Genomic DNA, 20,221 nt, shown 5'->3' with positions numbered 1-20,221 from the left:
GACCGGTGTACCGTGGGTCCGGTCCCGGGATCGGACACCGGGACCGGACCCACCATCCCCTCACCTGCGCGGGTCGGAATTCTCCTCGGTCACTTCCGGAGCTCGTCGAGCCGGTCCACGGCACGATCGAACCCGGACAGCAGATCCGCGAAGATGTCTGCCACGGGTCGGATCTCGTTCATCCTGCCCACGATCTGACCGACGGGCATCGCCACGACCTCCGGATCGTCGGCAGCCGAGATCCGCTGGTGCGCTTCGCTGACGAGAACGTTCTGCAGGGGCATCGGCAGCGGTGACGGTGCATCGGGCTTCGCCCAGGCCTCCGTCCATCTGGTCTTGAGCAGTCGCGCAGGTTTACCCGAGTAGATGCGGGACCGCACGGTGTCCGACGACGACGCCCCGAGCAGGGCCCGCTGCACCGAGGACGGACCGTTCGCAGCCGACCCGAGCTTGTATTCCGCGGCGGTGAGCCAGTACGAACCCATCCACACACCCGAGGCGCCCAGCGCGAGAGCCGCGGCGATCTGCCGGCCCGATCCGACGCCCCCGGCGGCGAGCACGGCCGCAGAATCACCGAGCGCGTCGACGATCTCGGGCCACAGCACCATCGAGGCGACCTCACCGGTGTGCCCGCCGGCCTCGTAGCCCTGGGCGATGACGATGTCCACGCCGTTCGCGACGTGTCGCTTCGCGTGTTCGACCGCCCCGGCGAGCGCGGCCACCGGTACGCCGTGTTCGTGCGCGAGATCGATGACGTCCTTCGGCGGCGAACCGAGCGCGTTCGCGATGAGCGCCGGCCGGTGCGCGAGAGCCACATCGACGTGGGACCGGGCCACCGAGTGCAGCCAGCCGAGCACCCCGGTCGCGTGCTCGACATCGTCGGACAGCGGCGGAACACCGAGCTCGGTCAGGGTGCGGTCGACGAACGCGCGATGCTCGGCGGGGACGAGTTTGTCCAGGTCGACGGCCGTCCCCTCCGTGGGGACCTTCGCCGGCATGACGATGTCGACGCCGTACGGCCTACCGTCGGTGTTCTCGTCCATCCAGGCGAGGGTCGCATCGAGTTCCTCGGGATCGTTGAACCGGACGCACCCGAGAACGCCGAGCCCCCCGGCACGGCTGATCGCCGCGGCCACGTGCTCGGACGGTGTGAACCCGAAGATCGGGTACTCGATGCCGAACTTCTCACTGAGGGAGGTGTGCACGGGGTCTCCTACCCTTTCGCCGCGGTCGCGGCACCGTTGGTGTAGTGGTCGTCGGCGGGACGTGCCTCGGCCTCCCCCGTCGCCCAGCGGTAATCGGGTTTGCCCGCCGGGGAACGCTTGATCTCGTCGACGAACCAGATGCTGCGCGGCACCTTGTAACCCGCAATGGACGTGCGGGCCAGTTCGACGAGGTCGGCGAGCGCGGGACGGTGACCTGGACGGGCCGCGACGACCGCAGCCACCCGCTGCCCGAAACGGTCGTCGGGGACACCGACGACGAGGGCGTCGAACACGTCGGGGTGTGCCTTGAGCGCGGCCTCGACCTCCTCCGGATAGATCTTCTCTCCACCGCTGTTGATCGACACGGATCCGCGGCCGAGCATCGTCACGGTGCCGTCGGCCTCGATCTGCGCGTAGTCACCGGGGATCGAGTAGCGCACCCCGTTGTACACGCGGAACGTCTTGGCGGACTTCTCCTCGTCGTTGTAGTACCCGAGCGGAATGTGGCCCGAGCGGGCCAGCAGACCCACCTTGCCGTCGCCCGGCTGCAGCGGGTTGCCGTCCTCGTCGAGCACCGACGTCGACGCATCGATCTTCACCGTCGGCGCACCCACGTGCGACTGCCCCTTGGCAACGAAACCGATTCCGCCGAAGCCTGTTTCGGATGATCCGATGGAATCGGAGATCACCCGATCCGGCAATGCGTCGAGGAAGCGGTCCTTGAGTGCGGGCGAGAACAGCGCGGCGCTGGAACCGATGAAGAACAGACTCGACAGATCGTAGGGTTCGCCCGTCTCCGGATCACCCTCGTCGAAAGCGTCGAGCATCGGCTGCGCCATCGCATCGCCGGTGATGAAGATGAGGTTGACCTTGTGCTCGTCGATGGCGCGCCAGACGGCGTGGCCGCTGAACTCGGGCAGCATGACGGCCTTGCTCCCGCCGAACAGCGCCTGGAGCGTCGCCCACTGCGCACCGCCGTGGATCATCGGCGGGACCGGCAGTCGAACCAATCCGGGATTCTCGGCGCCACTCTTGGCCTGTACCCACTCGTCCGCGACGTACTCTCCGCTCGCGAAGTCGATCCCGCCACCGAGCACCCGCCACACGTCCTCGTGGCGCCATATGACGCCCTTCGGCTTCCCGGTGGTACCGCCGGTGTACAGCATGTAGATGTCGTCGGGGCTTCGCTCACCGAAGTCGCGTTCCGGGGAACTCCCGGCGAGCGCACGTTCGTAGTCGACGCCACCGTAACCCGAGTAGTCGAGATCGGTGCCGTCGTCGACGACCACGACCGTCGCCACGAGGGGATGACCGGGCAGCACGTTCTCGACCTTGTCGGAATAGCGGCGCTCGTGAATGAGCGCGACCATATCCGAATCGTCGAAGATGTGCTGCAACTCGTTCTCGACGTACCGGTAGTTGATGTTGATCATCACGGCGCGGATCTTGAAGACCGCCACCATCGCCTCGACGGCCTCGACGGTGTTGCGGGAGTAGATCCCGACCTTGTCACCGGGCTTCACGCCGTGTTCTTGCAGGTAGTGACCGAGCCGGTTGGCGCGCTCCTCCAGCTGGGCGTAGGTGATCTCCCGCTCGTCCGACGCGAGCGCGATGCGCTCGGGAACGAGATCGATTGCGTGCTCGACGAGGTCTGCGATATTCAGGGCCACGTCATCAAAATAGAACGTGTTATTGTTCCTGACAAGACCCAGTTGAGATCCAGTTCACAACCCATCAGGAGCTCCCAGTGTCCTCTACCGCGTCGTCCAGCGCAGCCGAAATCCCGGACATTTCGGACCGCGCTCCGCACTGCCTCGTCGAGCAGCGAGGCCACGTCCTCATCGTCACCATGAACCGCCCGGAGGCACGCAACGCACTGTCGGGCGAGATGATGTCGATCATGAACGAGGCCTGGGACCGCGTCGACGAGGACCCCGACATCCGAGTCGCCGTCCTCACCGGCGCCGGCGGTGCGTTCTGCGCGGGCGCCGACCTCAAGGACATGAATCGCTCCGCCCCCGGCGACAAGTTCGCGGGAGGAGGCTGGGACCTCTCGCGACTGCCCGCGCTGCTCAAGGGCCGCCGACTGAAGAAGCCGCTCATCGCCGCCGTCGAGGGCCCCGCCATTGCCGGCGGCACCGAGATCCTCCAGGGCACCGACATCCGTGTCGCCGGCGAGAGCGCGAAATTCGGTGTATCCGAAGCCAAATGGGGACTCTTTCCACTCGGGGGCTCGGCGGTCCGTCTCGTCCGGCAGATCCCCTACACGATCGCCGCCGAGATCCTCCTCACCGGTAAGCACCTGCGGGCCACCGAAGCCAAGGAGATCGGGCTGATCGGTCACGTCGTCCCCGACGGCACCGCCCTCGACAAGGCCCTCGAGATCGCCGACACCATCGCCGCAAACGGGCCTGTCGCGGTGCAGGCGATCCTCGAAACCATCCGCCGCTCCGAAGGTCTCCACGAGGAGGAGGCCTTCCGGATCGACGCCGAGCTCGGCGCGGCGGTGTTCAAGAGCTCCGACGCGAAGGAAGGCCCTCGGGCCTTCGCCGAGAAGCGCGCCCCGAAGTTCACCGGCGCCTGACCCTCCCCGCGGCGTTCCGCCTCCGGCGGCCCGAGCGCCCGTGTCCGCCTCCCGCGGCCCGAGCGAATGTATCGTCTGCTCGATCCAGTCGATCAGGCGCACCATTCGCTCACCGCGGGGGGCGGTTGCCGCGGCGGTCACGGCAGGTTTCCCTCCTCGGGAAGCACCATTCGGACGTTCGGCCTGGCCCGCGACCGCGCCAACTCGTAATGGCGGATCAAGTCGGCGACGACCTGATCCGGGTTGTCGCGAAGGGCACCGGGTGCCGTCGACAACACGATGATGCCGAGATTCTGCATCCTCGTGCGTCGCTCCAGCGTCTTCTTGTAGTCGGTCGGCGACAGATGCCACGCGAGCGAATCGATCTCCCACGCGAGGGCGGTTTCGTCGATCCAACCGTCCGGACGCGCCACGAACGCACCGTCACCATCGACGATGTCCCGGTTGAACACCATCTCCGGCAACCCGCTACGGAGCCAGAGTCGACGCGCCTCCGCCTCGGGCGCCGAATGCACGTTCGCGGACACCTCACGCAACACCTTCCGCGGCAACGCCGACCCCCTTCCACTGCCGGCCTCGAGCTCCTCCGACAGTTCGGGCACGGACACTGCGTCGCGCTGTACGACCCCCGCGATCAGGGCGCGGGTCGCGTCGAGTGTCGGACATCGTCGTGCCGCGTCGAGCAGGGACCGCACCAGCGGTGCGCATCGGAGTCCGTGGCGGTTCACCACCTCGGGCATACGGTGGGTGCGCTCCACCTGTACGAATTCTTTCGACTGGACGCGCCGGCACACGGGAAGGAGCACATGCGTGTCGTGACCGGGGACGTCGAATCCGTACTCACGCAACGCCGCCCGTCCCGTCAGCACGGCGTCGTCACCGCCGTACATCAGGGCGGCGACCGACCGTTGGCGCGCGGTCAACCGCCCGGCCCGGAGATGGATCACGCCCGGTAGCACTCGCTCCCACGGTCCCCCGGGCCGACACCTGTGATGGATCGCGGACCCCGACACTCTCACCCTCCGCAGTGCCGAGTCCGCGATGAGCCCACGATTTGCGATCCGGATCAACGTCTCGGGGTCTTCGCCCCATTCGCCTCGTTTCATGGAGCGATGATGCGTCGACGGCACCGACACGAATCGGCCGAAACCACCGTTCCCGGCGGGGCTGTGGACAGACCGCGAGGTTGTGGACAACTGCCCGGAGCCGACGGATTTCCGTGACCTTCTGTCGTGGGCGAGTGGTACACCCACTCTCCCCGCCCGCCGGCGTGACCGGATCCCGCCCCGCCGGCGTGAGCGAGTGGTACATCCGATCGACTGGATCGAGCAGACGATACGTTCGCTCAGGCCGCCGGAGGCGGACACGGGCGCTCAGGCCGCCGGAGGCGGACACGGGCGCTCAGGCCGCCGGAGGCGGAGGTCAGCGGAGGACGACGTCGGCGAGGTCGTGGACGTGGGCCGCGTCGCGACAGGACACCAGCAGCATCGTCACGCCTGCGTCCTCCCACCGCTTCACCTCGTGCCGTACCTCGTCGCGGTTGCCGACGATCATCGTCTCGGTGACCATCTCGTCGGGGACGGCGGCGGCGGCGTCGTCCTTGCGTCCCGCCCGGAACAACCGGGTGACCTCGTCGACGACGTCGCCGTATCCCATCCGTCGGTACACCTGGGCGTGGAAGTTCAGTTCGGGAGCACCCATTCCGCCGACGTACAGCGCCGTCACCGGCTTCATCGACGCGACGGTGGCCGCCCGGTCGTCGGTGACGACGACCTGGCAGGTCGCGGCGACCTCGAAATCGTCGCGGGTGCGCCGCGCACCGGCGCGGGCGAATCCCTCGTCGAGCCACTCGTTGTACATCGGCGCGAGGCGCGGCGTGTAGTAGATCGCGAGCCAGCCGTCGGCGATCTCGGCGGCGAGGGCGACGTTCTTCGGTCCTTCGGCACCGAGCCAGATCGGGATGTCGGGCCGCAGCGGGTGGGTGATGGGCTTGAGAGGTTTGCCCAGGCCCGTCGCGCCCTCACCGTCGTACGGCAGCCGATAGTGCGGTCCCGTACCGGTGACCGGTTCACGTCGGGCGAGGACGTTGCGGACGATCGACACGTATTCGCGGGTGCGTGCCAGCGGCTTCGCGAACGGTTGGCCGTACCAGCCTTCGACGACCTGCGGCCCGGACACGCCAAGGCCGAGGATGTGTCGGCCACCCGAGAGGTGGTCGAGTGTCAGGGCGTGCATGGCACAGCTCGTGGGTGTCCGCGCGGATATCTGCACGACGGACGTGCCCAGACGCACGCGTTCGGTCGCCGAACCCCACCAGGCGAGGGGTGTGAAGGCGTCGGATCCCCACGACTCCGCAGCGAACACCGCGTCGAAGCCCTCCGCCTCTGCCGCAGCGACGAGTTCCGGCGCGTTCGCGGGTGGCTGCGCGCCCCAGTAGCCCAGCTGCAATCCCAGTTTCATTGCACACCTTTCACGTCGGTGGTCCTCGACGCGGCGCAGTTCACACGCCACTCTTGCCAGCATCTCTAGAACCTGTTCTACTCGAAGTCGTGAGCCTGGGAAAGAGCGCGGTCGCCGAACCACCGTTGAGCGCACCGCTGAATCTGAAGTTCGACTACACCCGATCCACCGGGCCGACCGTGAGCGCCTTCGTCACGGGACTGCGTGACGGCCGCATCGTCGGCGCCCGCGGATCCGACGGCCGGATCCTCGTTCCGCCCCCCGAGTTCGATCCGGTCACCCACGAGGCACCGACCGACTTCGTCGACGTGGGGCAGGCGGGCACCGTCGTCAGCTGGACGTGGAACGCGCAACCGCTTCCCGGCCAGCCGTTCGACCGTCCGTTCGCGTGGGCGCTGATCCGTCTCGACGGTGCCGACACCGCCCTCGTGCACGTCGTGGACGTGCCTTCCGCCGACGACATCCGCACCGGGATGCGGGTGCGGGCGCGGTGGGCCGACGAACGTGTGGGCGACATCCACGACATCGTCGCGTTCGAGCCGGGTGAGGCCGCCGGGACTCCCGACGCTCCCGCTCCGGGCGAACCGGTGACGATGCTGACCACCCCCATCGACCTGCTGTACAAGCACACGGCCTCGCCCGAGGAATCGTGGTATCTGCGCGGCCTGAAGGAGGGGAGGATCGTCGGTGGACGCACCGGTCCCGGCGGCAAGGTGTACGTGCCGCCGCGCGGTGCGAGCCCCACCGACGGTGTGCCGACGAAGGAACACGTGGAGGTGTCCGACAGGGGCATCGTCACGACCTTCTGCATCGTCAACGTTCCGTTCATGGGCCAGCAGATCAAACCTCCGTACGTGGCCGCGTACGTGCTGCTCGACGGTGCCGACATCCCGTTCCTCCATCTGATCCTCGAATGTGATGCGTCGGAGGTCCGGATGGGTATGCGGGTTCAGGCCAAGTGGCGACCGCAGGAGGAGTGGGACCACACCCTCCGCAACATCGAGTACTTCCGCCCGACCGGCGAGCCCGACGCCGATTTCGACTCGTTCAAACACCACCTCTAGGAGCCGCGGAATCATGACAGACATCGCAGTCGTCGGCTTCGCGTACGCTCCGCACGTGCGCGAGACTCACGGCACCACCAATGGTGTCGAGATGCTCGTCCCCTGTTTCCAGGAGCTCTACGAGAACCTGGGAATCACCAAGTCCGACATAGGGTTCTGGTGCTCCGGGTCGTCCGACTATCTCGCGGGGCGGTCGTTCTCGTTCATCTCGGCGATCGACGCGATCGGCGCCGTCCCTCCGATCAACGAATCACACGTCGAGATGGACGCCGCGTGGGCACTGTACGAGGCGTGGGTCAAGCTCGTCACGGGTGAGGTCGACACCGCCCTGGTCTACGGTTTCGGCAAGTCCTCCGCCGGAACCCTGCGGCGGACCCTGTCGCTGCAACTCGACCCGTATCTCGTTGCTCCGCTCGGACTCGATTCGGTGTCGCTGGCCGGACTCCAGGCCCGGATGGGTCTCGACGCCGGAAAGTGGACCACCGAGCAGATGGCGGAGGTCGCGGTCCGCGCGCGTGCCTCCGCGAAGAACCGTCCCGATGCGCAGATCAGCGGCGACGTCACCGTCGAGGAACTACTCGCCGGCCCGTACGTGGCCGATCCGCTGCGCGCCCACGACTGCGCGCCGGTCACCGACGGTGCCGCCGCGATCGTGCTCGCAGCCGGCGACCGTGCGCGCGAACTGTGTGAGAACCCCGCCTGGATCACCGGTATCGAACACCGCATCGACTCACCGAATTTCGGTGCCGCCGACCTCACGACAGCTCCGTCCGCGCGGGCCGCGGCGAGCGCCGCGACCGGTGGCGACCGCGCGTTCGACCTCGCCGAGATCCATGCGCCGTTCACCCACCAGGAACTGATCCTGCGCGACGAACTCGGTCTGACCGACCACGCCGTCGTCAACCCGTCGGGTGGCCCGCTCACCGGCAACCCGATGTTCTCCGGCGGACTCGAACGCATCGGCCATGCGGCCCAGGCGATCATGGATGGCCGCGCCGGACGGACGCTCGCGCACGCCACCGGCGGTGCTGTGCTGCAACAAAATCTGGTAGCCGTTCTGGAGGGACGTAACTGATGGCGAAACAACTTGCGGCCGTCCTCGGTACGGGACAGACCCACTACGTCGCCAAGCGTCACGACGTGTCGATGTCCGGCCTGGTCCGCGAGGCCATCGACCGTGCGATGGCCGACGCCCAGGTGGGCTGGGACGACATCGATGCCGTCGTGATCGGTAAGGCCCCCGACCTGTTCGAGGGCGTCATGATGCCCGAACTGTCGATGGTCGACGCGATCGGCGCGACCGGAAAACCGCTGTTGCGCGTGCACACCGCCGGTTCCGTCGGCGGATCCACCGCGAACGTCGCCACGAGCCTGGTCCAGGCCGGGGTGCACCGTCGGGTGCTCGCGGTGTCGTGGGAGAAGCAGTCCGAGTCGAACGCGATGTGGGCGCTGTCGACGCCGGTGCCGTTCACGATGCCGGTCGGGGCGGGGGCCGGTGGCTATTTCGCACCGCACGTGCGGTCGTACATCCGCCGTTCGGGCGCACCCGAGCACATCGGGTCGATGGTTGCGGTCAAGGACCGGCTCAACGGCGCGAAGAACCCGTACGCGCACCTCAAGCAGCCCGATATCACCCTCGAGAAGGTGCAGGCATCCCAGATGTTGTGGGATCCGATCCGCTACGACGAGACGTGCCCGTCGTCGGACGGCGCGTGCGCGGTGATCCTCGGCGACGCCGACAGCGCCGCGGCCGCGCAGGCCGCGGGGCGCCCGGTCGCGTGGATCCACGCCACCGCGATGCGGACCGAGCCCACCACCTACGCGGGTCGCGACCAGGTGAATCCCGAAGCGGGGCGGGTAGCCGCAGCCGCCCTGTGGAAGCAGGCCGGTATCACCGATCCTCTGACCGAGATCGACTGCGCCGAGATCTACGTTCCGTTCTCGTGGTTCGAACCGATGTGGCTCGAGAACCTCGGCTTCGCTCCGGCGGGTGGCGGGTGGAAGCTCACCGAGGCCGGCGAGACCGCGCTCGGCGGGCAACTGCCCGTCAACATGTCCGGTGGTGTGCTCTCCTCCAATCCGATCGGCGCATCCGGAATGATCCGGTTCGCCGAGGCCGCCGTCCAGGTGATGGGCAAGGCCGGAGACCACCAGGTCGATGGTGCCCGCAAGGCGCTCGGCCACGCCTACGGCGGTGGATCCCAGTACTTCTCGATGTGGGTCGTCGGATCCGACAAGCCCACGAACTAGGAGCGGACGCATGGTGAAGTTCACCGTCGGTGTCGCGATGACGCCGCTGGATCAGCTCGCGGGGCTCGCCCGGACGGCCGAGGAGTGCGGGTTCTCGTCGATCGCCCTGCCCGATTCGCTGTTCTACATGGAGAAGCAGACCGCGGACTACCCGTACACCCCCGACGGTTCCCGGATGTGGACCGCCGACACCCCCTGGGCCGACCCGTTGATCGCGGCCGCGGCGATGGGCGCGGCGACCTCGACGATCGAGTTCTACACCCAGGTACTCAAACTCGGCTCCCGCAACCCCGTCCTGCTGGCCCGGCAGGTCGGGTCGGTCGCGAACCTGATCGGCAACCGATTCGGGCTCGGCGTCGGAATCGGCTGGGCACCGGAGGAGTTCGAGTGGTGCGGCGCTCCCTACGCCCGTCGCGGCAAGCGTGTCGACGAGATGATCGATGTGCTCAAACTGATCCTCGGCGGTGGCATGGTCGAACACCACGGTGAGTTCTTCGATTTCGACCGGATGCAGATGAGTCCGGCGCCCAGCAGACCCGTCCCGATCTACGTGGGCGGGCACACCGATGTCGCGCTGCGGCGCGCCGCGCGGGTCGGGGACGGCTGGACGTCGGCGATGATCAAGTTCGACGACCTCGTCCAGGTGATCGGCCGGCTGCGCGAACTGCGCGCCGAATACGGTCGTGCCGACGAACCGTACGAGATCCAGACGGTGTGCATCGACCGGTTCGGCGCCTCGGGGTACGCCGAACTCGCCGACGCCGGCGTCACCGACATCATCGTCGTGCCGTGGATCTTCGACGGGCACGGATTCGATTCACCGCTCGAGGCGAAGCAGGAGTCGCTTCGAGCGTTCGCCGACAGGTTCATTCAAGGGAAGGCCGGAGTATGAGTGAGGAACATCCCGCCCGCGTAGCGTCGCGCGCCTCGCAGGCCGCGGCGAGCGGCAAACGCAAGGACGAGTGGCTCGCCCTCTTCGCCGACGACGCCTGCGTCGAGGACCCGGTCGGCCCGTCCGGTTTCGACCCCGAGGGCACGGGGCACCGCGGGCACGACGCGATCGCGAAGTTCTACGACATGACGATCGCGAACACCGACAGCCTCGAGTTCCTCGTCGACGACGTGCTGGTGTGCGGCGACGAGTGCGTCAACATCGGCACGATCCGCACGACGATCGCCGGCCAGATCATCGACGCGGAGGGCGTCTTCGTCTACCGCGTGAACTCCGACGGCAAGCTGGTGTCGCTGCGTGCGTTCTGGGAGGTCGAGCGGGCGATGAAGACGGCGCGACCCGTCTCGTAGTCCGGCACCCGCTTCTCGTGGATCCGGTGCCGTCCGGCTCGTAGAGTCGGACCATGACCGCCGGAATCGTTCTTGCAGCGGGGGGCGGCTCGCGGCTGGGTGGGCGCGCGAAGGCGCTGCTCCCCCACCGCGGCCGCCCCCTGCTGCACACCGTCGTCGATGCGCTCACCCGCGGTGGCTGCGACGAGGTGTTCGTGGTGACGGGCGCGTTCGGTGACGAGGTCGCCGCGCATGCGCCACCCGACGCCACGGTGGTACGGAACGATCGGTGGGCCGACGGGATGTCGACGTCCCTTCGGGCCGGTGTCGGCGCCGCCGCCCGACACGACGTGCTCGCTCTGACCGTCGTCGACTTTCCCGGCATCACGGACGAACTCGTCAGGGTCGTCCTCGCCGCGCACGATCGCGGCACCGTGACGGTCCCGGTGTTCGGCGATCGACCGGGTCATCCGGTGGTGTTCGACCGTGACGACGCGCTCACCGCCGCCCGGCAGGCGACGGGCGACGAGGGTGCCCGGACGTTCCTGCGCCGGAACCGCGACCGGGTGCGGCGCGTGGACTGTACGTTGCTCGCCGACTCCGCCGATGTGGACACGCCCGACGATCTGCACCGCCTCGCCAATTAATTGACTGATTGGTTGATGAATTAATATCCTGGTGTCATGGCACGCACCGTCGACCCCGAACTCCACGCACGGCGCCGCACCGCGCTCATCGGCGCCGCCGCGGTCCTGTTCGCCGAGCGCGGCTACGACGCGACCCCGGTCGCCGCGATCGCGCAGACCGCGGGGGTGAGCTCCGGAACCGTCTTCCACTACTTCGGAGACAAACGCGGACTGTTCCGGGCGGTCTTCGAGAGCGATCTGCCCGAGACGCGCGCGATGATCGCTCGTCACCGCGACGCCCCCGATCCCCTCACCGCGATCCTCGACCTCGTCGGAGAACTCGTCACTCCCGCCCTCGATCCCGGCGCGGCCGGCCTCGTCGTCGAGGTCGTGCGGCAGGTGGGTCACGACCCCCTTCTGGCCGACGTCCTCGCCGAAGACGAGCGGATCGTCGAGGACGGGCTCCGTCACCTCCTCGAACGGGCCCGCGGCTCGATCGATCCGGAGCTGGATCCGGTATCGACCGCCACCTGGGTGCGTGCGGTCGTCGACTCCGCCTACCTCTACGCCGACAACCCCCGGGCGACGGCACCGGTCGAGACCGTGCGCACGATCGTTCTCCGCTACCTGACCGGACATCGGAAGGAATCCTCGTGACGATGCGCGACGACGCGACCCGGGTGTCACTGTCCCCATTCCTGCCCGTCCTGATCACGCTGGTGTGCACTGCCCTCGGCATCGGTCTCGGCTTCGCCGCTCCTCCGGTCTCCCGCTGGGCGGTCGACACGCTACCGGCGGTCCCCGGACCCCTCGAACTGCTCGCGGAGCTGACCACCTCGTGGTCGGTGCCGATCCTCACCGTCGTCGGCGTCGCCGCCGGTATCGTGGTTGCGGTGCTGACGGTGGCCGAAACCCTTGCCGTCACCGTCGATTCCGATGGAGTCCTGCTCGAGCAGGACGACGAACAGTTGTACGTCCCGAAGTCACGGGTCCGCGCGGCGTTCCTCGACGGAAAGGATCTCGTCCTCACCGACGAGGCACGGCACGAACTCGCCCGGCGTGGCGCGGGCGATCTGAACTCGCGCGAGCTCGCGTCGGCGTTCGGCTCGCACGGATATCCGTGGCTCGACGCGGATCCGCACGAGGGCGAGTTCTGCCGCTGGATCGACGGGCACCCCGACCTCGACGACGAACTGCACGCGATACTGAGGATGCGACGAGATGCGCTCGCCGCGAAGGATACCGGGGTGGTGCTCGGCCTCCACGCGAAACTGCGGGAGCGGGGCATCGTCGTGCGCGACCGGGGCGGGCGGCAGGAGTTCCGGCGCACGACGCGCTGACGCCGGACGCCTCACCGCGCACCCACCCGAGACGAATTGTCCCCCGATTCCGAAGAACCGGGGGACGATTCGACCGCGTCCGGAAGCGGTGGCTCTGCGCGTGTGACGATCGGTCAGTGCTCGACCGGGCACCCGCCGCGGGTCTTGTAGTCCACCTGGAACTCCTTGATGCCGTTGAGCCATCCCGAGCGGAGGCGGTGCGGATCGGAGATCTTGGTGATGTCGGGAATGTGGTCGGCGATCGCGTTGAAGATCAGATCGATCTCCATGCGGGCGAGGTTCGCACCCAGGCAGTAGTGCGCACCGGTACCGCCGAAGGCGAGGTGCGGATTGGGATCTCGCAGGATGTCGAAGGTGCGCGGGTTCTCGAAGACTTCCTCGTCGTTGTTCGCCGACGCGTACAGCATGACGACGCGATCGCCCTTCTTGATCTGCTGCCCGCCGAGTTCGGTGTCCTCGAGCGCGGTGCGCTGGAAGGAGATCACGGGGGTGGCCCAGCGGATGATCTCGTCGGCGGCGGTCTTCGGCCGGTCGCGCTTGTAGATCTCCCACTGCTCGGGGTTGTCGAGGAATGCGGCCATGCCGTGGGTGATCGCGTTGCGGGTGGTCTCGTTTCCGGCGACCGCCAGAACGATGAAGAAGAACCCGAACTCCTCGGGAGACAACTCGTCGCCGTCGATATCCGCCTCGATGAGGGTGGTGACGATGTCGTCGGCGGGGTTCTCCTTGCGTTCGGCGGCCATCTGGTAGGCGTAGCCGAGCACCTCCATCGACGCCGCCGCGGGATCGGCGGTGTTCTCCGGATCGTCGTAGCCCGTCATCTGGTTCGACCACTCGAAGATCTTCGTCCGATCCTCCTGCGGCACACCGATCAGGTCGGCGATGGCCTGCAGCGGAAGCTCCGCGGCGATCTGGGTGACGAAGTCTCCCCCGCCTTCCTGGCAGGCTTCCGAGACGATCTTCTTTGCGCGGGAGTCGAGTTCGTCGCGCAACGCGTTGATGGCGCGAGGTGTGAACCCGCGCGCGACGAGCTTGCGCAGCTTCGTGTGCTCGGGCGCATCCTTGTTGAGCAGCACGTGACGCTGCAGCTCGATCGCTTCGCGCGGCATGTCGTCGTTGAAGCGCGGGATCGCGGTGTTCTCCCAGTTGGAGAACACGTCGCTGCGCCGCGAGACCTCACGGACCTCCTCGTGCCGCGACACGACCCAGAAGCCCTCGTCGTGGAAACCGCTGACGTCGGGGGACTTCTTGTTCCACCAGACCGGGGCCGTCCTGCGGAGTTCGGCGAACTCCTCGAACGGCATTCTCTCCGCGAAGAGGTCGGGGTCGGTGAAGTCGATGTCGTCGGGGATGTTGGGCTGCGTCACCTGAATTTCTCCTGCCCTTGCTGTACACCACGCAGTAATGTGGAACACGTTCTAGATAGATTGAAACACAGCACACGCGTCGAGCCAAGGAATCCGTGCGTCCGGCCAGCGAGACCCGGTATTGCACCCCTCGATAACCTGTTCTAGCTTTCGAAGGAATCGGATCCATGCACGCCGTGCACTGCAGAAAGGAGCCCGTCGTGGGCGCACCCGTCATCGTCGAGGCCGCACGCACCCCCATCGGTAAGCGGGGCGGATGGCTCGCAGGCCTGCACGCTGCCGAGATCCTCGGAGCCGCCCAGACCGGTCTGATCGAGCGCTCCGGGATCGATCCGGAACTCGTCGAGCAGGTCATCGGCGGTTGCGTCACCCAGGCCGGCGCCCAGTCGAACAACATCACCCGCACCGCATGGCTGCACGCGGGTCTGCCCTGGCAGGTCGGCGCCACCACCGTCGATTGCCAGTGCGGCTCGGCGCAGCAGGCCAACCACCTGATCGCCGGGCTCATCGCGACCGGCGCCATCGACGTGGGTGTCGCGTGCGGCATCGAAGCCATGTCGCAGGTGCCGCTCGGCGCCAACGTCGACGCCCCCGAGAAGTCGGGCCCGCGTCGCCCCGAATCGTGGAACATCGACATGCCCGACCAGTTCGGTGCCGCCGAGCGCATCGCCCGGCGCCGCGGCATCACCCGCGAGGACGTCGACGCCCTCGGCGTGCGCTCGCAGGCCGACGCCAAGCGTGCCTGGGAGGAGGGCCGCTTCGACCGCGAGGTGCTCTCCGTCGTCGCCCCGGTCGTCGACAAGGAGGGCAACCTCACCGGCGAGAAGCAGACGGTCTCCCGCGACCAGGGTCTTCGCGACACCACCACCGAATCACTCGCGAAGCTGAAGCCGGTCGTCGACGGCGGCGTGCACACCGCCGGTACGTCGTCGCAGATCTCCGACGGCGCCGCCGCCGTCCTGCTCATGGACGAGGACAAGGCCCGCGCGCTCGGTCTGACACCGCGCGCCCGGATCGTCTCCCAGGCCCTCGTCGGCGCCGAACCCGAGTACCACCTCGACGGCCCCGTCCAGGCGACCGCGAAGGTACTCGAGAAGTCCGGCATGAGCATCGGCGATCTCGACCTCTTCGAGGTCAACGAGGCGTTCGCGTCGGTGCTGCTGTCGTGGGCGCAGGTACACGGCCCGGACATGGACAAGGTCAACGTCAACGGTGGCGCGATCGCGCTCGGTCACCCGGTGGGCTCCACCGGTTCGCGCCTGATCACCACGGCGCTGCACGAACTCGAGCGACGGGACGCCTCGACCGCTCTGATCACGATGTGCGCCGGCGGTGCACTCGCCACGGGCACCATCATCGAACGCATCTGACATGGGAACCCCGGCCGCGCCGAAGGGCCTCGACTCGAAACTCACCTCCGGGATCATCAGGTGGATGTCACGGATGAACGTCGTGGCCTACCGCGCGACCGGGGGTCGCCTCGGCGGCACCTGGCGGGTGGGCAGCGCGTTTCCGTGGGGCATCCCGGTGTGCCTGCTCACCACCGTCGGACGGAAGTCCGGGCAGCCGCGTACCGCTCCCCTGCTCTTTCTCGAGGACGGCGACCGCGTCGTGCTCGTGGCGTCGCAGGGTGGACTTCCGAAACATCCACTGTGGTTCCGCAACATCCAAGCGAATCCCGAGGTCACCGTGCAGATCCGGTCGCGAGTGCGCACCATGCGCGCGCGGGTCGCGACCGACGGCGAACGTGATTCGTACTGGCCGAAGCTCACCGCGATGTACCCGGACTTCGACAACTACCAGTCGTGGACCGAACGAGTGATCCCCGTCGTCGTGTGCGAGTGACCACTCACCACCGAAACCGCCCCCGGACGCGCGATACTGGGGGCGGCTTCTTCACGTTCTCGAGAAGGGATGTCATCCGATGGCAACGACGAATCACGACCGTGTCCTCGACCGCCGCGAGATCGCGGCCGCGCTGCTGCGAGCGCTCGAACGCCGCCACGAAGTACTCGACGTCATCGTCGAGAGCGATGACCGGGACGCCGCCATCGCCGCCATCGGATCGTTGCTCGAAACCACCGACTTCTGCGCGGAGGCCGTCCTGGCTCTGCCGCTCGGCCGTCTCACCAAGACCGAGCGCCGCAAGATCCGCGCCGAATTGGACGATCTCGACGCGGTCGTGAAATGGACGACGGATTCGCGGCCGTACGCGGGCGGCGAGCATTTCCGGCTGCGCCCGATCGCCGACACCGAGGACGACGCCGCGCTGCTCAGGGCACGCTGCGCCGACCAACTCGGCGACGACAGCGAGGCGACGATCACCGCGGAACGCGCCAAGGGCGCCGCTCTGATGGACGAGGAGTCGGGCATGTGGCTGGTCGCCGAGGATCTGGACGCCGACACCCCGAAACCGATCGGTTTCGCGTTCGGTGAGCTCGACGGCAACGAGGTCGAGGTGCGGATCTGGGTGCGTCCCGAGCTCCGCAAGCAGGGCTACGGAACCGCCACACTCAAGCAGGCCCGCACCGAACTGGCCGCGTACTTCCCGGGTTCGACGCTGATCATCCGCACGCCCGCCCAGCGTGATTCGCTGACCTGACCGGCCGACCTCCGGTGGTTTCCTCACGTCGATCCGATCGCGGCGGTGCTCATGGTGCTGCCGGAGCGCTCCTCCACACCGTGCGGTGCAGACGGTCGGGTGACGGCCTGCCGCACCTTCGGGTGTGACCCCGCTCCCGGCCCGGTGTTCTCCGGCACGGACCGGGAGCGGGAGTTTCTCAGGCGCCGTAGACGGGGGTCGGCGGCTGGGAGGTGGCGATGAGCTTCTCGACGACCGGGCCGAGTTCCTTCGGATCCCAGCGGTCGCCCTTGTCGACGACCTCGCCGTGGCGCCAACCATCGGCGAGGGACACCTTGCCGCCCTCGGTCTCGAACACGCGTCCGGTGACATCCTTGGATTCGCTGCTGCCGAGCCAGACGACGAGCGGGGACACGTTCTCGGGTGCCATCGCGTCGAAGCCCTCTTCGGGTGCGGCCATCATCTCGGCCATCGCACCGCCGGCACCGACCGTCATCCGGGTGCGGGCGGACGGGGCGATCGCGTTGACCGTGACACCGTAGCGCCCGAACTCGGCGGCGGCCTGGATGGTGAGGGTGGCGATTCCGGCCTTGGCGGCGGCGTAGTTGCCCTGCCCGATGCTGCCCATCAGCCCGGCACCCGAGCTCGTGTTGATGATGCGGGCGTCGACGGGGTTGCCGGCCTTCGACTCGGCCCGCCAGTACTCGATGGCGTGGCGCATCGGCGCGAAGTGCCCCTTGAGGTGGACGCGGGTGACCGCGTCCCATTCCTGCTCGCTCATGTTGGCGAGCATGCGGTCGCGCAGGAATCCGGCGTTGTTGACGAGAACGTCGAGGCGACCGAAGTTGTCGATCGCGGTGCGCACGAGGTGTGCGGCGCCGTCCCAGTCGGCGACGTCGTCGCCGTTGGTGACGGCTTCGCCGCCGGCCGCGCGGATCTCCGCGACGACCTGCTCGGCGGGCGTCTCACCGGTCGCGGATCCGTCACCGCCGACACCGATGTCGTTCACGACGACCTTGGCGCCCTCCGCCGCGAATGCCAACGCGTGGGCGCGGCCGAGGCCGCGGCCCGCGCCCGTGACGATGACGACGCGTCCGTCCAGCAGTCCACTCACTTTGTCTCCTTCGTTCGGGCCGCTGCCATGTAGGCAGGGCGTTCGCCGCCGCCGTGGACGGTCAGGGTCGATCCGCTGACGTAGGCGGCCAGCGGTGAGGCGAGGAAGGCCGCGCAGTTCCCGATGTCGTCGGGGGTGGCCAGGCGTCCGAGCGGCACGGTGGCACCGACCGCGGCGACACCGTCGTCGTCGCCGTAGAAGAGGTGGGACTGTTCGGTGTCGACCATCCCGACGACCACCGCGTTGACGCGCACCCTGGGTGCCCATTCGACGGCGAGCGACGTGCCGAGACTGTCGATTCCCGCCTTCGCGGCACCGTATGCGGCGGTGCCCGGGGACGGCCGCGAGCCGCTGACGCTCGAGATGTTCACGATGGAGCCTCCGCCGTCCTGCGTCTGCATCACGGCGTTGGCTGCCTGTGCGACGAGCAGCGGTGCGAGCAGGTTGAGTTCGACGATCTTCGCGTGGAACTTCGGGCTCGCGTCCGCGGCGAGCGCGTAGGGCGATCCACCGGCGTTGTTGACGACGGCGTCGAGACGTCCGTGGCGTTCGACGATCGTGTCGATCATCGACTTCACCTGCTCGGCATCGCGCACGTCGCAGGCGACGAATTCGGCGGTGCGTCCGTCGACCTCGACGGGACGTTCCGGTTGGTTGCGCGCGCAGGTGACGACGGTCGCGCCGGCACGCAGGAACACCCTGCTGATCCCGGCGCCGACTCCCCGCACACCACCGGTGACCAGCACGATCGCGCCGTCGAGTCCCAGATCCATGCATTGCCTCCGCATCGCTTCGGACGGCCCCCGTTCCGGGGCCACCCATGCAATCTACCAAGCAATTGCTTGGTTCGGTACCGCTGCCCCAACCTCGCGCGTTTCTGGTAGCTCCAGCTACCAGAAACGCGCACGGGTGGAGTGGGGTGCGACGAGGTGGCCCGCCGCGCTCAGCGCGGGGCGCTCAGTTCTGTCAGCAACAACCCGCAGCTGCGGCGGATGTCGCTCTCCGCCTCCTCACGGCTGTTGCGACCGTTCAGATGCGCGATGATCACGCCGTACCAGAGCATCGACAGCAGTCGCAGCAGGTCGCGGTCACCGTCGGTGGGTTCCGTGATCCCCGCGGTGTCCAGCAGGATCTGCTGGAACTTCTCCTCGATCCGCACCGTGTCCGGTACCGCCCCCGCCACCGCGGTGCTGTTGGACTGCAGCATCGCCAACGCGAGGGTCGGATACTCCACCAGCTCCCGAGTCATCGCGATCAGGGCGATGCAGATCGCGTCCTGCACCGGGACGTCGAGGTTCGGTTCCGGTGCGCGACGCTCGAACCGGTCGAGGACGTTGAGCATCACGCCGACGAACAGGTGCGTCTTCGACGGGAAGTAGCGGTAGAGCGTGCCGATCGCGACGCCGGCACGCTTGGCGACCTCGGTCATCTGCACGTGCTGCAGGTCGTGCTCGGTCGCCAGGTGCGCGGCCGCATCGAGGATCCGCAGATGACGGTCGCGCTGCTCCGCCGAAGACGGTTCGGCGCCGTCACGCGCCACCCCGATCCTGGGCATGATCGTTTCCCCTTTCGTACGGACGACACAGATTCTCCCATCGACGCGGGTGAACACCCGCCCGAAGTCCCGTTCACCGTTCCACTCACCGGGACCGGGAGCCGTTCCGGTCGCCCGGGAGCTCCGGAACGCCGTGAAGTCCGCTCAGCGAGAACCGCGGCGTGGCCCCGATCACCCCGCCCATACGCTCCGATCCGTGACCGTCGCCCAGCCGAGGCGACCCGACCACCGATTCGGAGTCAAGCGCATGAACGTCCAGTCGCCTCCGCGTGAACTCGCCTACGACCTCGAGACCCCCGACCCCACCGAGATGCGCCGGGCCATGAGCCGATTCGCCACCGGCGTCACCATCGTGACCGGACTCGACGACGACGGTCCCGTCGGATTCGCCTGCCAATCCTTCGCGTCGGTGTCGCTGGAGCCTCCGCTGATCCTGTTCTGCGCCGACCACCGGGGTCGCGCATGGCCGCGGATCCGGCCGACCGGGCGGTTTACGATCAACGTCCTGGGTGAGCAGCAGTCCGATCTGTGTTCACGCTTCGGTTCATCGCGCGGCGCCAAGTACGACGGCCTCGACTGGGCCCTGTCCCGATGGAACACCCCGTCGCTGCCGGGCGTCCTCATGCGCGTGCATGCCGACATCGTCGACGTGCACGTCGCCGGCGACCACGACGTCGTCATCGGTCGCGTCCTCGAACTCGAATGCCTCGACGAGGACAGGCCGATGGTCTTCTACCGCGGCGCATTCGGACTGGACTGAGCGGATACGGCCGGTGCGTGCCCCGCACGCACCG

Annotated in this window: 21 protein-coding genes; 13 read left to right on the top strand and 8 right to left on the bottom strand. The window is 67.9% G+C overall.

What is annotated here, in order from left to right:
* Positions 1-89: 89 nt before the first annotated feature.
* Together LDQ05_RS14250 and LDQ05_RS14245 are read right to left on the bottom strand one after the other, a co-directional pair.
* Positions 90-1,205, bottom strand: coding sequence for an NAD(P)H-dependent flavin oxidoreductase (locus LDQ05_RS14250; protein ID WP_226437617.1), 1,116 nt, complete (start codon positions 1,203-1,205; stop codon positions 90-92).
* 8 nt (positions 1,206-1,213) lie between these two features.
* Entirely contained in the window at positions 1,214-2,875 is a 1,662-nt protein-coding gene (locus LDQ05_RS14245; protein ID WP_226437616.1) for an acyl-CoA synthetase, read from the bottom strand.
* A gap of 77 nt (positions 2,876-2,952) precedes the next feature.
* Between LDQ05_RS14245 and LDQ05_RS14240 the strand changes: the two genes are divergently transcribed.
* The gene (locus LDQ05_RS14240; protein WP_226437615.1) at positions 2,953-3,789 is read left to right on the top strand and encodes a crotonase/enoyl-CoA hydratase family protein; all 837 of its coding nucleotides are present in this window, start codon (positions 2,953-2,955) and stop codon (positions 3,787-3,789) included.
* A 137-nt stretch (positions 3,790-3,926) separates the two neighbouring features.
* Here the strand turns inward: LDQ05_RS14240 and LDQ05_RS14235 are convergent, their stop codons facing one another.
* Positions 3,927-4,895, bottom strand: a complete 969-nt coding sequence (locus LDQ05_RS14235; protein ID WP_226437614.1) for a hypothetical protein — start codon at positions 4,893-4,895, stop codon at positions 3,927-3,929.
* Positions 4,896-5,211: 316 nt separating this feature from the next.
* Entirely contained in the window at positions 5,212-6,249 is a 1,038-nt protein-coding gene (locus LDQ05_RS14230) for an LLM class F420-dependent oxidoreductase (RefSeq protein ID WP_226437613.1), read from the bottom strand.
* 89 nt (positions 6,250-6,338) lie between these two features.
* On the opposite strand from LDQ05_RS14230, the gene LDQ05_RS14225 reads away from it, so the two are divergent.
* Genes LDQ05_RS14225 through LDQ05_RS14190 form a run of 8 tightly spaced genes read left to right on the top strand, consistent with a single transcriptional unit; the run spans position 6,339 to position 12,810 of the window.
* Positions 6,339-7,313 (top strand): Zn-ribbon domain-containing OB-fold protein, encoded by a 975-nt coding sequence (locus LDQ05_RS14225; protein WP_226437612.1) that lies wholly within the window; start codon positions 6,339-6,341, stop codon positions 7,311-7,313.
* A gap of 13 nt (positions 7,314-7,326) precedes the next feature.
* A complete protein-coding gene (locus LDQ05_RS14220) occupies positions 7,327-8,388 on the top strand; it encodes a thiolase family protein (protein ID WP_226437611.1) in 1,062 nt (353 codons plus the stop codon).
* Positions 8,388-9,563 (top strand): thiolase family protein, encoded by a 1,176-nt coding sequence (locus tag LDQ05_RS14215; RefSeq protein ID WP_226437610.1) that lies wholly within the window; start codon positions 8,388-8,390, stop codon positions 9,561-9,563. Before LDQ05_RS14220 ends, LDQ05_RS14215 begins: the two co-directional genes overlap by 1 nt.
* Before the next feature lie 13 nt (positions 9,564-9,576).
* Complete coding sequence (locus LDQ05_RS14210) at positions 9,577-10,455, top strand: TIGR03619 family F420-dependent LLM class oxidoreductase (protein WP_226437625.1); 879 nt, start codon at positions 9,577-9,579, stop codon at positions 10,453-10,455.
* Positions 10,452-10,865 carry a nuclear transport factor 2 family protein gene (locus LDQ05_RS14205; protein WP_226437609.1) on the top strand — a complete coding sequence of 138 codons (414 nt, stop codon included), beginning with the start codon at positions 10,452-10,454 and terminating at the stop codon, positions 10,863-10,865. Before LDQ05_RS14210 ends, LDQ05_RS14205 begins: the two co-directional genes overlap by 4 nt.
* 53 nt (positions 10,866-10,918) lie before the next feature.
* Positions 10,919-11,491: a nucleotidyltransferase family protein gene (locus LDQ05_RS14200; protein ID WP_226437608.1), complete on the top strand. Its 573-nt coding sequence runs from the start codon at positions 10,919-10,921 to the stop codon at positions 11,489-11,491.
* Between the two features lie 36 nt (positions 11,492-11,527).
* Complete coding sequence (locus LDQ05_RS14195) at positions 11,528-12,127, top strand: TetR/AcrR family transcriptional regulator (RefSeq protein WP_226437607.1); 600 nt, start codon at positions 11,528-11,530, stop codon at positions 12,125-12,127.
* Between the two features lie 2 nt (positions 12,128-12,129).
* Complete coding sequence (locus LDQ05_RS14190) at positions 12,130-12,810, top strand: YqeB family protein (protein WP_435277498.1); 681 nt, start codon at positions 12,130-12,132, stop codon at positions 12,808-12,810.
* A gap of 113 nt (positions 12,811-12,923) precedes the next feature.
* Here the strand turns inward: LDQ05_RS14190 and LDQ05_RS14185 are convergent, their stop codons facing one another.
* Positions 12,924-14,177: a cytochrome P450 gene (locus LDQ05_RS14185; RefSeq protein WP_226437605.1), complete on the bottom strand. Its 1,254-nt coding sequence runs from the start codon at positions 14,175-14,177 to the stop codon at positions 12,924-12,926.
* Positions 14,178-14,377: 200 nt separating this feature from the next.
* On the opposite strand from LDQ05_RS14185, the gene LDQ05_RS14180 reads away from it, so the two are divergent.
* The 3 genes from LDQ05_RS14180 to LDQ05_RS14170 all read left to right on the top strand — a co-directional run bounded on the left by LDQ05_RS14180 (position 14,378) and on the right by LDQ05_RS14170 (position 16,779).
* A complete protein-coding gene (locus LDQ05_RS14180) occupies positions 14,378-15,547 on the top strand; it encodes a steroid 3-ketoacyl-CoA thiolase (RefSeq protein ID WP_226437604.1) in 1,170 nt (389 codons plus the stop codon).
* Between the two features lies 1 nt (position 15,548).
* Positions 15,549-16,022 (top strand): nitroreductase family deazaflavin-dependent oxidoreductase, encoded by a 474-nt coding sequence (locus LDQ05_RS14175; protein ID WP_226437603.1) that lies wholly within the window; start codon positions 15,549-15,551, stop codon positions 16,020-16,022.
* Between the two features lie 79 nt (positions 16,023-16,101).
* A complete protein-coding gene (locus tag LDQ05_RS14170) occupies positions 16,102-16,779 on the top strand; it encodes a GNAT family N-acetyltransferase (protein ID WP_226437602.1) in 678 nt (225 codons plus the stop codon).
* Between the two features lie 178 nt (positions 16,780-16,957).
* Here LDQ05_RS14170 and LDQ05_RS14165 read toward each other — a convergent pair whose 3' ends face one another.
* From LDQ05_RS14165 to LDQ05_RS14155, 3 genes are all read right to left on the bottom strand, one after another.
* Positions 16,958-17,872 carry an SDR family oxidoreductase gene (locus tag LDQ05_RS14165; protein ID WP_226437601.1) on the bottom strand — a complete coding sequence of 305 codons (915 nt, stop codon included), beginning with the start codon at positions 17,870-17,872 and terminating at the stop codon, positions 16,958-16,960.
* Positions 17,869-18,645, bottom strand: coding sequence for an SDR family oxidoreductase (locus LDQ05_RS14160; RefSeq protein ID WP_226437600.1), 777 nt, complete (start codon positions 18,643-18,645; stop codon positions 17,869-17,871). The genes LDQ05_RS14165 and LDQ05_RS14160 overlap by 4 nt, the downstream gene beginning before the upstream one ends.
* Before the next feature lie 170 nt (positions 18,646-18,815).
* Positions 18,816-19,427, bottom strand: a complete 612-nt coding sequence (locus LDQ05_RS14155; RefSeq protein ID WP_226437599.1) for a TetR/AcrR family transcriptional regulator — start codon at positions 19,425-19,427, stop codon at positions 18,816-18,818.
* A 247-nt stretch (positions 19,428-19,674) separates the two neighbouring features.
* On the opposite strand from LDQ05_RS14155, the gene LDQ05_RS14150 reads away from it, so the two are divergent.
* Positions 19,675-20,187, top strand: a complete 513-nt coding sequence (locus LDQ05_RS14150) for a flavin reductase family protein (RefSeq protein WP_226437624.1) — start codon at positions 19,675-19,677, stop codon at positions 20,185-20,187.
* Positions 20,188-20,221 lie beyond the last annotated feature (34 nt).

It is taken from the genome of Rhodococcus yananensis, assembly GCF_020515525.1.
In the GTDB taxonomy this organism is placed as follows: domain Bacteria; phylum Actinomycetota; class Actinomycetes; order Mycobacteriales; family Mycobacteriaceae; genus Rhodococcus; species Rhodococcus yananensis.
This window is presented reverse-complemented; position numbering and strand designations above follow the sequence as displayed.